Below are 12,836 nucleotides of genomic sequence, written 5' to 3'. Positions count from 1 at the left end.
CCCGACGAAACACCGCGTCCCCTGCGAAACACCCGTTTGCAAACGGGTGTTTCGCAGGGGACGCGGTGTTTCGCGGCTCGCGCGACGTTCGCGGAGCCGCAGGTCGGGCTACGCCCCGAGCAGGGCCTCGATGGGGCCGCGGGCGAAGAACACCACGAAGCCGGCGGCGACGATCCAGAGCAGCCAGTGCACCTGCTTGGCCCGACCCGAGAACGCGTGGACGAGCACCCACGAGACGAAGCCCGCGCCGATGCCGTTCGCGATCGAGTAGGTCAGCGGCATGACCGCCGCGGTGAGGAACACGGGCAGCAGCACGCGGAAGTCGGTGAGGTCGATGTGCGCGATCTGCGCCATCATCAGCGCGCCCACGATGACGAGCGCGGCCGCGGCGACCTCGGTCGGCACGATCTGCGTCAGCGGCGTGAAGAACATGGCGAGCAGGAACACGCCGCCGGTGACGATGTTCGCGAAGCCGGTGCGCGCGCCCTCGCCGATGCCGGCGCCCGACTCGATGAACACGGTGTTCGAGGACGACGAGGTGAAGCCGCCCGCGATCGCGCCGACGCCCTCGACCACCAGAGCCGACTTGAGGCGCGGGAAGTTGCCCTTCTCATCGGCCAGGCCGGCCTCGCGCGACAGACCCGTCATGGTGCCCATCGCGTCGAAGAAGTTGGTGAAGAGCAGCGTGAAGACGAGCATGACCACGGTGACCATGCTCACCTTGCCGAAGTCGAAGCTGACCGCGCCGAACAGGCTCAGATCGGGGACGCTGAACGGTGCACCCGAGAGCGCGGGCACGGTGAGTCCCCAGCCGCCCTTGTTCTCCTGCGCGGAGCCGAGGTGCCAGATCGCCTCGACGATCACGGCGACGACGGTGCCGCTGACGAGGCCGATGAGCAGGCCGCCCTTGACCTTGCGGGCCACGAGGATGCCCGTGAGCACGAGCGTGAAGACGAAGATGACGGTCGGGATCGTGCCGACCGATCCGCCGACGCCGAGACCGACGGGCGGCGAAGCCGCACCGGTGGCGGTCACGAAGCCCGCGTTCACGAAACCGATGAAGGCGATGAAGAGACCGATGCCGACGGTGATCGCGAGCTTGAGCTGCACGGGGACCGCGTCGAAGATCATGCGGCGCAGGCCGGTCGCGGCCAGCAGCACGATGAGCACGCCGTTGATGATGACGAGCGCCATAGCCTCCGGCCAGGTCACCTGGCCCACGACCGAGAAGGCGAGGAAGGCGTTGATGCCGAGGCCCGCGGCGAAGCCGAAGGGCATGCGTGAGACGATGCCGAAGAGGATCGTCATGACGCCGGCGGTGAGCGCCGTGACCGCGCTCACCGAGGCGAACGGCAGCTTGTCGCCCGCGACGTCGGCGCTGCCCGACAAGATGATCGGGTTGAGGATCACGATGTAGGCCATCGTGACGAACGTCACGAGCCCGCCGCGCACCTCCCGCCCGATGGTCGAGCCGCGCTCACTGATCTCGAAGTACCGATCGACCCAACTCCGTGCCTCGGTCGTCTGCTCTGCTGCCACCATGCGTCCCTTCGTGCAGTGAAAGCTGCGAATCTCCAGGGAACGACGTTACCAGGCGCACGAGGAAGCCCCCGATTCCTGCGGGAATCGGGGGCTTCGAATGTTCGATGCGCGAGCGGGTCAGCTGACGCCGAGCAGATCGATCACGAAGATCAGGGTCTTGCCCGCGAGGGGGTGCGCACCCGCCGCGCCATAGGCCTGCGCCGGAGGCACGATGAGCTTGCGGCGGCCGCCGACCTTCATGCCGGGGATGCCGACCTGCCAGCCCTGGATCAGGGAGCGCAGGGGGAAGTTGATGGACTCGCCGCGGCCCCACGAGGAGTCGAACTCCTCGCCGGACTCGAACTCGACGCCGAGGTAGTGGACGTTGACGGTGGAGCTCGCGAGAGCCTCCTCGCCGGATCCCTCGACGACGTCGACGATCTGCAGCTCGGTGGGAGCGGGGCCCTCGGGGAACTCGATCTCGGGCTTCGACAGCGATGATTCAGTCATGACTCCATTCTTGCGGGTCCGGAGCCCGCTCGACACCGCGTTCGCTCTCAGGGAACCGTGTCACCATTCGCGTTCGCACCGGGATCGTCCGCGACGAACACCGCGTCCGGGTTCAACTGCCCCCGCGGATCGAACAGCTGCCGGATCCCGCGCTGCAGCGCGAACGACTCGTCCCCGAGCTCGTCGCGCAGCCAGCGCGCCTTCAGCACGCCGATGCCGTGCTCGCCGGTGAGGGTGCCGCCCAGGTCGAGCGCTGCGCGGAACACGCGCGCGGCAGCGTCCCAGACGCGCTCCGGGATCTCGCCGCCCGGGGTGCGGTCCTCGGCGCGCACGGACAGGTGCGGATGCAGGTTGCCGTCGGCCGCGTGCCCCGCCGTCGGGATCTCGATCCCGGTCTCGGCCTCGATCCGCGCGATCGCCGCGTACATCTCGGCGAGCCGCGAGCGCGGTACGCAGACGTCCTCGATCAGCACGTCGGTGCCGTTCGGCAGCGCCGGGTTCATCGCGCGCCGGACGCCGAGCACCCGCTCTCCGCCAGCTTCGTCGTCGCAGCGGATCGCGCGTCCACCGAGCGCATCGACGAGACGCATCGCGCGCTCTGCGGCCGCTCCGGCGCCCTCCGCGTCCCACTGGACGATGACGGCCGCCGATCCGGCGCCGAGCGGACCTGCGAACGGCCCGGGCCGATCGGCCTCCGGCAGGTACCGGGTCACCGCCGCGAGCGAGCGGGCGTCCATGATCTCGAGCAACGCCGGCCGCTGCCCGGCCGCCTGCAGCTCCCGGCACAGTTCGAGCGCTCCGCCGAGATCCGGCAGGACCGCGCCGACGGTGACCGGCTCCACGTCCGGCCGCGGGATCAGGCGCACCGTCGCCTCCGTGATGACGCCGAGGGTGCCCTCCGATCCGACGAGCAGCGCGGTCAGGTCGTAGCCCGTGACCCCCTTCACGCTCCGGCGCCCCGTGCGCAGGACCCTGCCGTCCGCCAGCACCGCGGTGAGGCCGAGCACCGCCTCTCGGGTCACCCCGTACTTCGCGCAGAGCAGGCCGCCGGCGTTCGTCGCGATGTTGCCGCCGATCGTCGAGATCGCGCGGCTCGCCGGATCCGGGGCGTACCGCAGGCCGTACTCGCGCGCCGCCCGGTCCAGCTCGCCGTTGATCACGCCGGCGCCGACGACGGCGACCTGGTCGACCGGGTCGATCTCGCGGATCTCGGTCATGCGCGCCGTCGACAGGGCGATGCGTCCCGCACCGACGACTCCACCGCCGGCGAGGCCGGTGCCCGCACCCCGCGGCACGATCGGGACCCCGTGCGCGGCCGCGATCCGCAGCACCGCCGCGGCCTGCTCCGTGTCCGCGGGCTCCGCGAGCCCGATCCCCCGGCCCTCCGCGATCAGACCGCTCCGGTCCCCGCGCAGCGCTTCGAGCCGCGATCCGTCGGTGATCCAGTGCGCGCCGAGCAGCCCGCTCAGCTCCGCGTCGAGGCTCGATCCCGCATTCGTTCCGCTCATGGGTCCATCGTGGTCTCGCCTCCCGGATCCGTGCAACTGAGGGGTGCCGACGAAACCGGGGGCCCGACGCGCGAGGATACCCACCATCGAATGCCCGAGTCGTGCGCGCGGAGACATGGATCGGGCCGCTATGCCCTAGCCTGGAGGGGTGAAGTTCGCACATCTCATCCCCGCTGAGTCCCCCGCCGGTTCCGACCCCGAGCTGGTGCTCGTACGCGAGGACCGCGGGGTTCCGGTGCGCGAGCTCGGCAGCAGCGCCGCGACCCTCGGCGATCTCATCGCGGAGGGGCCCGAGGCGCTGGACCGGATGCGCGCCGCCGCCGAGGCGCTGAGCGCCGATGCGGGCTACGCGATCGACTCCGCGAGCTACGCGCCCGCCGTCATCGCACCCCCCATCGTGCTGGCCGTCGGACTCAACTACGACGAGCACGCGAGCGAGCTGAGCCTCGACAACGACTCGGGTCCCGTGCTGTTCTCGCTGTTCCCGAACTCGCTGGGCGCGCACGAGGGGCAGGTTCCGCTGCCCCCCGCCATCAGCGACGAGGTCGACTACGAGGGCGAGCTCGGTGTGATCATCGGCAAGACCACCAAGAACGCGTCCGTCGAGGAGGCGCTCGACTCGGTGTTCGGCTACACCGTTATCAACGACATCACGGCCCGCGACATCCAGTTCCGCGAGCCCCAGTGGTCCCGCTGCAAGTCGTTCGACGGCTTCACCCCCGTCGGTCCCGTCGTCGTCACCGCCGACGAGATCCCCGACCCGCAGGCGCTGCACATCACCACCGACGTCGACGGCCTGCGCGTGCAGGACTCGACCACGGGCTTCATGATCCGCACCGTCGCTCAGCTCATCTCGACGCTGTCGCAGGAACTGACCCTGCTGCCCGGCACGCTCATCTCGACCGGCTCCCCCGGCGGCGCCGGCCGCTCGCGCAAGCCCCCGCTGTACCTGCGGCCCGGCACCGACGTGACCGTGACCATCGAGGGCATCGGCGCGCTCACCTCGCACTGCATCCTGCCCGAGTAGTCCGCGATTTACAGCGAACGGCCGCCCGCGTCTCAGCGCGGGCGGCCGTTCGCGTTTCGCGGTGATCGCGTTTCGCCGTGATCGCGGTGATCGCGTTTCGCCGCACTCGCGGCGTTCGCGTCGGAAACGCGAACGGGGCGGGCGGCGGATCCCTGGATCCACCGCCCGCCCCGTCCGTTCAGGCGGACCCGGGGGTCAGTCGCTGCCCTTCGCGGGCGCCTTGGCGGCCTCGGGAGCCTCGCCCGCGGCGTCCGGCAGGACCTGCTTGGGGATGTCGATGACCCCGGTGTCGGGAGCCAGGCCGGCGAGCTTCGCCGGCTGCAGGATCTCGTCGAGCTGCGCCTGATCGAGCAGGCCGGCCGTGATGACGAGGTCGGAGACCTTCTCGTTGGTGGCGAGCGCCTGCTTCGCGAGCTTCGCGGCCTCGGCGTAGCCGATGACGGGAGCGAGCGCGGTGATGACGGTCACCGAGCGGGCGACGGTGTCGGCCAGACGCTCCTCGTTCGCGGTGATGCCGTCGACGCAGTTGACGCGCAGGGTCTGGCAGGCACGCTCGAGCCAGGTGATCGACTGGAACAGCGAGTGCGCGATGATCGGTTCGAAGGCGTTCAGCTGCAGCTGGCCGGCCTCGACCGCCATCGAGACGGTGACGTCGGCGCCGGCGACCGAGTACGCCACCTGCGAGACGGCCTCGGGGATCACGGGGTTGACCTTGCCCGGCATGATCGAGGAACCGGCCTGGCGGGCCGGCAGGTTGATCTCGCCGAGGCCCGCCTGCGGACCCGACGAGAGCAGGCGCAGGTCGTTGGAGATCTTGGAGAGCTTGAGCGCGCTGCGCTTGAGCGCGCCCGAGAAGGTGATGAACACGCCGGTGTCGCTGGTGGACTCGACGAGGTCGCCCGCGGTGACGAGGTCGAGACCGGTGATCTCGCGCAGGTGCCGGATGACCGACTCCTTGTAGCCGCGCGGCGCGTTGATGCCCGTGCCGATCGCGGTGGCGCCCATGTTCACCTCGCCGAGCAGCGAGACGGCCTCGCGGAGGCGCTCGATGTCCTCGCGGAGGGTGACGGCGAAGGCGTTGAACTCCTGGCCGAGGGTCATGGGGACGGCGTCCTGCAGCTGCGTGCGGCCGACCTTGATGATGTGCGAGAACTCGCGGCCCTTGGCGGCGAACGACTCGGCGAGCAGCGAGAGCTCCTCGAGCAGGCTCTGCAGCGAGAACGCGAGCGCGATCTTGATCGCGGTCGGGTAGGTGTCGTTGGTCGACTGCGAGCGGTTGGTGTGGTCGTTCGGGTTAATGAAGGCGTAGTCGCCCTTCTGGTGACCCGCGAGCTCGAGCGCCCGATTGGTGATGACCTCGTTCGCGTTCATGTTGGTCGAGGTGCCGGCACCGCCCTGCACCACGCCGACCACGAACTGGTCGAGCAGCATGCCCGTCTTGACCTCTTCGCAGGCGCGGTCGATGAGGGTCGCACGCTGCTCGTCGAGCGCGCCGATCTCGAGGTTGGCGCGCGCCGCCGCCTGCTTCACGCACGCGAACGCGCGCACGAAGTCGGGGTAGACCGAGATCGGTCGGCGCGAGATCGGGAAGTTCACGTGCGCTCGCGCGGTGTGCACCCCCCAATAGGCCGAAGCCGGGATCTCCAGGCTGCCGAGCGAATCAGTCTCGGTGCGGGTCTGGCTGGACAGGAAGTCACTCACGATGTATCAGGCTCCACGAATGATGCTGAGCGCGCGGCGGCCGCCGACGCACGACAGCACTCAGCCTACTCCGTGCGGGGCGTCTCCGCTGTCGTCGCGGCCGCGCCGCAGCACCTCGATGGGCGCCGTCAGCGTCTCGCTCTGCGCTCCGGGATCGTCTCCGAGCCCGGGCCGCCCCGCGTGGGTCACCCGGAACCGGTGATCCCGGTCGTAGTGCACGCGGAGCCGGCGCTCGACGAGCAGCCAGCCGACGCCGATCCCGAACGCGACGGCACCCGAGATCGCCGCGACGCCGAGGGTCCAGCGCGGACCGAAGGCGTCGGCGATCGCGCCGACGACGGGCGCGCCGATGGGCGTGCCGCCCATGAGGATCGCGAAGTAGAGCGAGAGCACCCGCCCGCGCACCGCCGGGTCGGAGGTGGTCTGCACGAAGCCGTTGGCGGTGGTGAGCAGCGTCGCCGTCGAGAAGCCGAGCAGCACGAGCGTCGCCGCGAAGCTCCAGAAGCTCGGCATGAGCGCGGCGATCAGGCTCGCGGCGCCGAAACCGCCGGCCGAGAGCACGACGACGCGCAGGCGCGCCGCGGGCCGACGTGCCGCGAGCAGCGCTCCGGTGAGGGATCCGATGGCGAGGATCGAGGACAGCAGGCCGTACTCCCCCGCGCCGCGGTGGAACTCCACCGCCATGGTCGAGGAGACGACGGGGAAGTTCATGCCGAAGGTGCCGATCACGAACACCATCGCGAAGATCACGAGCAGGTCGTGCCGACGCCAGACGTAGCGGAACCCCGCCGCGAGCTGGCTCCCGTAGGAGCCCGCTCCCGCGCCGATCCGCACGTGCTTCGGGAGCCGGATCGCCCAGAGCGCTCCGAGCACCGCGAGGAACGAGACGGCGTTGATGATGAACACCCAGCCGGACCCGACGACCGCGATCAGCAGGCCGGCGACGGCCGGTCCGATGAGGCGGGCGGAGTTGAACGAGGCCGAGTTGAGCGCGACGGCGTTCGAGAGCTGGGCCGGGCCCACGAGGTCGGAGACGAACGACTGCCGCGCCGGAGTGTCGAAGGCGTTGACCGTGCCGAGCGCCAGCGCGAAGCCATAGACCATCCAGAGTTCCGCGACCCCGGTGATGAGCAGGACACCGAGCCCGAGCGCGAGCAGCATCAGCAGCGACTGCGTGACCATGAGCACGCGTCGCCGGTCGAAGCGGTCGGCGACCGCGCCGCTGATGGGCACGAGCAGGATCTGCGGACCGAACTGCAGTGCCATGGTGATGCCGACCGCGACGGCGTCGGTGTGCGTCAGCTCGGTGAGGACCACCCAGTTCTGCGCCGTGGCCTGCATCCAGGCGCCGATGTTCGAGACGAGCGCGCCGCCGAACCAGATGCGATAGTTGCGCACCGAGAGCGAACGGAACATGCCTGACACGGAACGGGTGACCTCCTCGGAGCGTCTTTCCACCCTACGCCCCTCGGGGGCTCCGCGTCGCCGCGCGTGCTGATTCGGCTAGAACTTGCCGCCCATGTCGAGCAGGCGGCGGATGCGATCCGGGATGGGCGGGTGCGTGGCGAAGAGGCGCTGCGCGAGGCCGGGCTTGAGGGGGTCGGCGATCCAGAGGTGCGCCATGCTCGAGTTCTGCTTCTGCATGGGACGCCCGTACTCGGACAGCTTGTGCAGCGCGCTGGCCAGCGCCTCCGGATGCCGGGTGGTCATGGCGCCGGTCGCGTCGGCCAGGTACTCGCGCTGACGAGAGACCGCGAGCTGCACGAGCGTTGCGACGAGCGGGGCCACGAGCATCGCGACGAGGCCTAGCACCAGCATGATCGGGTTGCTGTTGTTGTTATTGCGCCCGAAGAACGCCATGCGCATGAGCATGTCGGCGATCATGCCGACCGCGACCACGAGCCCGTAGACGATCATCGAGACGCGGATGTCGTAGTTGCGCACGTGCCCGAGCTCGTGCGCCATGACGCCCTCGAGCTCGGAGTCCGTCATCATCTCGAGCAGGCCCGTGGTGGCCGCGACGATCGCGTGCTCGGGATCCCGGCCCGTCGCGAAGGCGTTCGGGGCGGGGTCCTCGACGATGTAGACCTCGGGCATGGGCGTGCCCGTGGTGATCGAGAGGTTCTCGACGATGCGGTAGAGCCGCGGCTCCTCCGCTGCGGTGACCTGCCTCGCGCCCGCCATCGAGATGGCCTGACGCCCGGCCATGAAGTACTGGAAGACGGCGTAGCCGACCGCCATGACGACCACCCAGATGACGATGGTCGGCGAGCGGTAGATGTACGAAGCGAGCCACCCGAGCCCGCCAACGATCGCGAGGAACAGCAGGATGATGAGAACGCTGTTGACCTTGTTGCGACGGATCGCGCGGTACACGGAACCTCGCTAGAACTGGATGCGCGGCGGCTCGGAGATCGCAGCCACGTCTTCGACCTCGAAGAACTCGCGCTGGGTGAACCCCATGCCCTTCGCGAACAGCGAGTTCGGGAACAGCTGGATCTTCGTGTTGTACTCGCGGACCCCGCCGTTGTAGAAGCGGCGAGCCGCCTGGATCTTGTTCTCGGTGTCGACCAGCTCGCTCTGGAGCTGGAGGAAGTTCTGGCTGGCCTGCAGCTGCGGGTAGGCCTCGGCGACCGCGAAGATGCTCTTGAGCGCGGACTGCATGTGGCCCTCGGCCAGGGACGCCTCTGCGGGGCCCTGGGCCGAGATGGTCTCGGCACGCGCCTGCGTGACCGAGTCGAACACGCCCTTCTCGTGCGCGGCGTAGCCCTTGACGGTCTCGACCAGCGCGGGGATGAGGTCGGCTCGGCGCTTCAGCTGCACCGTGATGTCGCTCCACGCCTCATCGACCCGCACGCGGAGCGTGACGAGGGAGTTGTACGTGGCCCAGACGTAGATGCCGAGGATGGCGATCAGCGCGACCACGACGATGACGGCGATGAGGGTTGCGTTCATGCCGCCCAGTCTATCGGCGCGCACCGACAATCGGCAGGGAAACGGGAATCGTTCTCCCGCGGAGGAGTCCGGCCTACGCTCCCAGCACGCGGCGCAGGTACGGGTTCGCGAACACCCGATCCGGGTCGAGCCGATCGCGCGCCTCGAGGAAGCGGTCGAAGCCGGGGTACCGCTCGCTCAGCGACGCGGCGTCTTGCGTGTGCATCTTGCCCCAGTGCGGACGCCCCTCGTGCGCGGCCAGGATCGCCTCGGCTTCGCGGAAGTACTCGCGGTCGGGATCGCGGAAGTAGCGGTGCACCGCGATGTAGCCGGACTCGCGTCCGCTCGCCGTCGACAGCAGCCGGTCGTCTGCAGCCGCGGCGCGCACCTCGATCGGGAACGAGATCCGGTAGTCGCGGCGCTCGATCAGCGCGCGCAGCTCGCGCAGCGCCGTCGGCACGGCCTCGAGCGGGACGCTGTACTCCATCTCGCGGAACTTCACCCGGCGCCGGGTCACGAAGACGCGGTGCGAGAGGTCGCGATAGCTGCGCCGGCTCGAGACCTGCTCGATCATGCGGTTGAGCGCCGGCGTGCTCGCCGGGACCCAGCGCTCGAACGAGACGAGTCCCGCGAGGGCGGCGTTGTTGACGAGCTCCTCGTCGACGAAGCGCGAGACGGTGCCGAGCGGCTCGGCGCCCGCCGCGACCGGCATGCGGGTGTTGGTCTTGGTACGGGTCCCCTCGGTGTGCGGGAACCAGTAGAACTCGAAGTGGTCGGAATCGCGGCAGCGCTGCTCGTAGCTCTCGAGGACCTCCTCGAACGGCGCCGGCGCCTCGACCGCGTGCAGCAGGTAGTTCGGCACGCACTGGATCGTGACGGTGACGAGCACGCCGAGCGCTCCGAGCCCGAGCGCGACGGCGGGCAGCAGTTCGGCGTTCTCGGTCTCGCTGACGGTCAGCACCTCGCCGGTCCCGGTGACGAGCGTCGCGCCGACCACCCGGCTGGCGAGGCCGCCGTAGCCGAGCCCCGTGCCGTGGGTGCCGGTCTGGGTCGCCCCGGTGATCGTCTGCCGATCGATGTCGCCCATGTTCTCGAGCGCGAGCCCCAGCGGGTCGAGGATGTCGGGCAGCTGCCAGAGCCGGGTACCGCCCCAGAGCGTCACCCGTCCGCGCGGCAGATCCGCCGAGACCATGCCCTGCATGCGATCGAGCTCGATCCGGATCCCGTCCGTCGCGCCGATCGCGGTGAAACTGTGCGAGGCGCCGATCGGCTTCACGGTGTGCCCGGTCTCGCGGGCGCGCTCGACGGCGCGCACCACGTGATCGATCGATTCGGGCGCGATCACGGTCGCCGGCTGCGACGACTCCGTGCGCGCCCAGTTCTGCCAGCGTGCGCTCACAGGAAGCACCGCCCCTCTCCTCGATAGGTCGGCAGCTCGTCGACGACGGCGGCCTCCTGCACCAGCACTGCGGCGTTCGCGTGCTCCATGATCTCGCCGGACTTGGTGTGGCGCAGCCAGACCCGATCCCCGGCCTGCAGCCCCGCGGCCGCTCGGCCGAGCAGCGGGGTTTGCACCTCGCCCGCGCCCTCGCGCGGCGCGAACCGCAGGCCCTCCGGCCACGACAGCGTCGGCGAGCGGTCGGCGCCGGCCACGCCGGAGGCGATCCAGCCGCCCCCGAGCAGGGTCGCCGTCTCGGCGCTCGGCTTGCGCACGACGTCGAGCGCGAACGCGGTGGCGGGGGCCGGGGTGAACGACCGGTACCCGTCGAACAGGCGCGGACCGAAGAGCCCGCTGCCCGCCGCGACCTCGGTCACCGCGCCCTCCGACACGGTCCGCTCGATCGACCCGGTGCCTCCCCCGTTCACGAACTCGAGGTCCGCCACCGCGCGCACCGCGGCGATGGCCCGCGCCCGGCGTTCCACCAGCTCCGCGCCGCTCGCACGCTGCACCGCCCGCATCAGGGCGCCGTTCAGCGGCCGCCCGGGAGGATCGTCGGTGACGCCGGCGATCTGCGCCTCGTAGGACATGACCCCGACGAGCGCGAAGCCGTCGCGACGCAGCACCAGTTCGGCCAGCGCGCGCAGCTCGGCCGGCTCGTGCACCGGCGAACGCAGCACGCCGATGTGTCCGAGCGCCCGGGTGCGCCAGGACGCGTCGAAGTCCAGGCAGACACGGATCGGCGCCGCGCGCTCGGCGGGCGGAACGGCCGCATCGATCAGGTCGAGCTGCTCCGCGCTGTCGATCATCACGCTCACCGCAGCCGATGCCCGCTCGCTCGACGCGAGCGAGCGGATCGCCGCGCGGTTCGCCGTGGGATACGCGACGACCACGTCGTCGGAGACCCCGCTCTCGGCGAGCCAGACCGCTTCGTCCAGCGTGTAGGCCAGGATGCCGCGGTACCCGGGCAGCGCGAGCACCGACTCGAGGACGCTCCGCACCCGGATCGACTTGCTGGCGACCCGGATCGGGAGCCCGCCCGCGCGGCGCAGCAGATCGTGCGCGTTCCAGCACAGCGCCTCGGCGCTCAGCGCCAAGACGGGCGCAGGGAGCTCCCGCGTCGCGGAGGACAGGCTCGTCCAATAGCGCTCGGGGTCCGTACGCCAGGTCTGTTCAGCGGCTCGGGCGCGCAGCGTCGCGGCCCCCAGATCGAATGCCATGTCCGCAGTGTAGTGGGCGGACCATGAGGCACGGGGAACGCCTCAGCTGGGATCGCCCGATCCCGTGCGACGACGCCACCAGCCGCGCACGCGCATGAAGATGCCGAGGGCGGCCGCGGTGAGCAGCGAGACGACGAGGAGGATCTTGGCGAGGATCACGCTCCGAGCGTACCGTTCGCGGCTTCCTGCTCCGCACGCTTGACCTTGACACGGTGTCAAGGTGTGGACTACTCGTGGAAGGAGATCCCATGAACACCCAGATCCCGAAGACCAGGCTCCGCGCCGACCGGTTGGCGCTCGCGCTGCGCGCGAGCGATCCCTCCGCGCGCCTGCAGGCCGCGCTCACGGCGGGCACGACGCCCGAGCCGGAGTTCGTCGCACCCCTCGTCGCCCGCTGCGGCGTCGAGCCCGATTTCTCGGTGCGCGACATGCTCACCTGGGCGCTCACCCGCATGCCGCGCGAGCTGGCGCTGCCCGCCGTGCTCGCCGAGCTCGACTCCCCCGTCGCGCTCGCCCGCAGCCAGGCCCTGCACACGCTGTCGAAGTTCGGCGATCCCGCGACCTGGTCCGCGATCCGCACGGAGTTCCTGCACGACGCGGATCCCGACATCGCCCGCACCGCTTGGCGCGCGGCCGTCGCGGTCGCGCCGGAGCCCGCGCACGCCGGACTCGCGCGCGAGCTGGCCGCCGAGTTCGGTCGGGGCGACTCCGAGACCATGCGCAGCCTGAGCCGCGCGCTCGTCGCGCTCGGCGATGCCGCGACCGTGCCCGTGCGGGACGCGAGCCGCGACACGGACCCCGCCATCCGGATCCACGCGCTCGCGACCGCGCGCCTCCTCGAGGACCCCGACGCGTCGTTCGCCCTCGATCCCGCCGACGCGGGTCGCATGGCCACGGCGTTCTCCGGGAGCCGCGGTGCGCATTAGCGAGGTCGCGAGCCGGTCGGGCGTGAGCGCGCGCATGCTGCGCTACTACGA

11 protein-coding genes are annotated in these 12,836 nt (G+C 70.6%); 2 read left to right on the top strand and 9 right to left on the bottom strand.

The window, feature by feature from the left end:
* Positions 1–108: 108 nt before the first annotated feature.
* The 3 genes from XM48_RS02945 to XM48_RS02935 form a co-directional block, all read right to left on the bottom strand.
* A complete protein-coding gene (locus XM48_RS02945; RefSeq protein ID WP_046454296.1) occupies positions 109–1,542 on the bottom strand; it encodes an NCS2 family permease in 1,434 nt (477 codons plus the stop codon).
* Positions 1,543–1,659: 117 nt separating this feature from the next.
* Complete coding sequence (locus XM48_RS02940) at positions 1,660–2,031, bottom strand: FKBP-type peptidyl-prolyl cis-trans isomerase (protein WP_046454295.1); 372 nt, start codon at positions 2,029–2,031, stop codon at positions 1,660–1,662.
* A gap of 47 nt (positions 2,032–2,078) precedes the next feature.
* Positions 2,079–3,539, bottom strand: coding sequence for an FAD-binding oxidoreductase (locus tag XM48_RS02935; protein ID WP_046454294.1), 1,461 nt, complete (start codon positions 3,537–3,539; stop codon positions 2,079–2,081).
* A 148-nt stretch (positions 3,540–3,687) separates the two neighbouring features.
* Between XM48_RS02935 and XM48_RS02930 the strand changes: the two genes are divergently transcribed.
* Positions 3,688–4,566 carry a fumarylacetoacetate hydrolase family protein gene (locus XM48_RS02930; protein ID WP_046454293.1) on the top strand — a complete coding sequence of 293 codons (879 nt, stop codon included), beginning with the start codon at positions 3,688–3,690 and terminating at the stop codon, positions 4,564–4,566.
* A 195-nt stretch (positions 4,567–4,761) separates the two neighbouring features.
* Here the strand turns inward: XM48_RS02930 and XM48_RS02925 are convergent, their stop codons facing one another.
* From XM48_RS02925 to XM48_RS02900, 6 genes are all read right to left on the bottom strand, one after another.
* A complete protein-coding gene (locus XM48_RS02925) occupies positions 4,762–6,267 on the bottom strand; it encodes an aspartate ammonia-lyase (RefSeq protein ID WP_156174912.1) in 1,506 nt (501 codons plus the stop codon).
* Between the two features lie 60 nt (positions 6,268–6,327).
* Positions 6,328–7,683 (bottom strand): MFS transporter, encoded by a 1,356-nt coding sequence (locus XM48_RS02920; protein ID WP_046454291.1) that lies wholly within the window; start codon positions 7,681–7,683, stop codon positions 6,328–6,330.
* 87 nt (positions 7,684–7,770) lie between these two features.
* Positions 7,771–8,643, bottom strand: a complete 873-nt coding sequence (locus XM48_RS02915; protein WP_046454290.1) for a M48 family metalloprotease — start codon at positions 8,641–8,643, stop codon at positions 7,771–7,773.
* Between the two features lie 9 nt (positions 8,644–8,652).
* Positions 8,653–9,222, bottom strand: a complete 570-nt coding sequence (locus XM48_RS02910; RefSeq protein ID WP_046454289.1) for a LemA family protein — start codon at positions 9,220–9,222, stop codon at positions 8,653–8,655.
* Positions 9,223–9,295: 73 nt separating this feature from the next.
* The gene (locus XM48_RS02905; RefSeq protein ID WP_046454288.1) at positions 9,296–10,609 is read right to left on the bottom strand and encodes a D-arabinono-1,4-lactone oxidase; all 1,314 of its coding nucleotides are present in this window, start codon (positions 10,607–10,609) and stop codon (positions 9,296–9,298) included.
* On the bottom strand, positions 10,597–11,859 hold the full coding sequence (locus tag XM48_RS02900) for an alanine racemase (RefSeq protein ID WP_084820917.1): 1,263 nt from the start codon (positions 11,857–11,859) through the stop codon (positions 10,597–10,599). Before XM48_RS02900 ends, XM48_RS02905 begins: the two co-directional genes overlap by 13 nt.
* Before the next feature lie 248 nt (positions 11,860–12,107).
* Here XM48_RS02900 and XM48_RS02895 point away from each other — a divergent pair, with 248 nt between their 5' ends.
* Entirely contained in the window at positions 12,108–12,785 is a 678-nt protein-coding gene (locus XM48_RS02895) for a HEAT repeat domain-containing protein (protein ID WP_046454287.1), read from the top strand.
* Positions 12,786–12,836: the final 51 nt, after the last annotated feature.

It is taken from the genome of Leucobacter sp. Ag1 (genome assembly GCF_000980875.1).
GTDB lineage: Bacteria > Actinomycetota > Actinomycetes > Actinomycetales > Microbacteriaceae > Leucobacter > Leucobacter iarius.
Note: the sequence above shows the minus strand (reverse complement) of the source record. Positions and strands in the feature narration are given on the sequence as shown.

Coding starts and splice junctions, on each gene's coding strand:
- XM48_RS02945 (WP_046454296.1), bottom strand. CDS start 1,542: ATGGTGGCAGCAGAGCAGACGACCGAGGCACGGAGTTGGGTCGATCGG.
- XM48_RS02940 (WP_046454295.1), bottom strand. CDS start 2,031: ATGACTGAATCATCGCTGTCGAAGCCCGAGATCGAGTTCCCCGAGGGC.
- XM48_RS02935 (WP_046454294.1), bottom strand. CDS start 3,539: ATGAGCGGAACGAATGCGGGATCGAGCCTCGACGCGGAGCTGAGCGGG.
- XM48_RS02920 (WP_046454291.1), bottom strand. CDS start 7,683: ATGTTCCGTTCGCTCTCGGTGCGCAACTATCGCATCTGGTTCGGCGGC.
- XM48_RS02910 (WP_046454289.1), bottom strand. CDS start 9,222: ATGAACGCAACCCTCATCGCCGTCATCGTCGTGGTCGCGCTGATCGCC.
- XM48_RS02900 (WP_084820917.1), bottom strand. CDS start 11,859: ATGGCATTCGATCTGGGGGCCGCGACGCTGCGCGCCCGAGCCGCTGAA.
- XM48_RS02895 (WP_046454287.1), top strand. CDS start 12,108: ATGAACACCCAGATCCCGAAGACCAGGCTCCGCGCCGACCGGTTGGCG.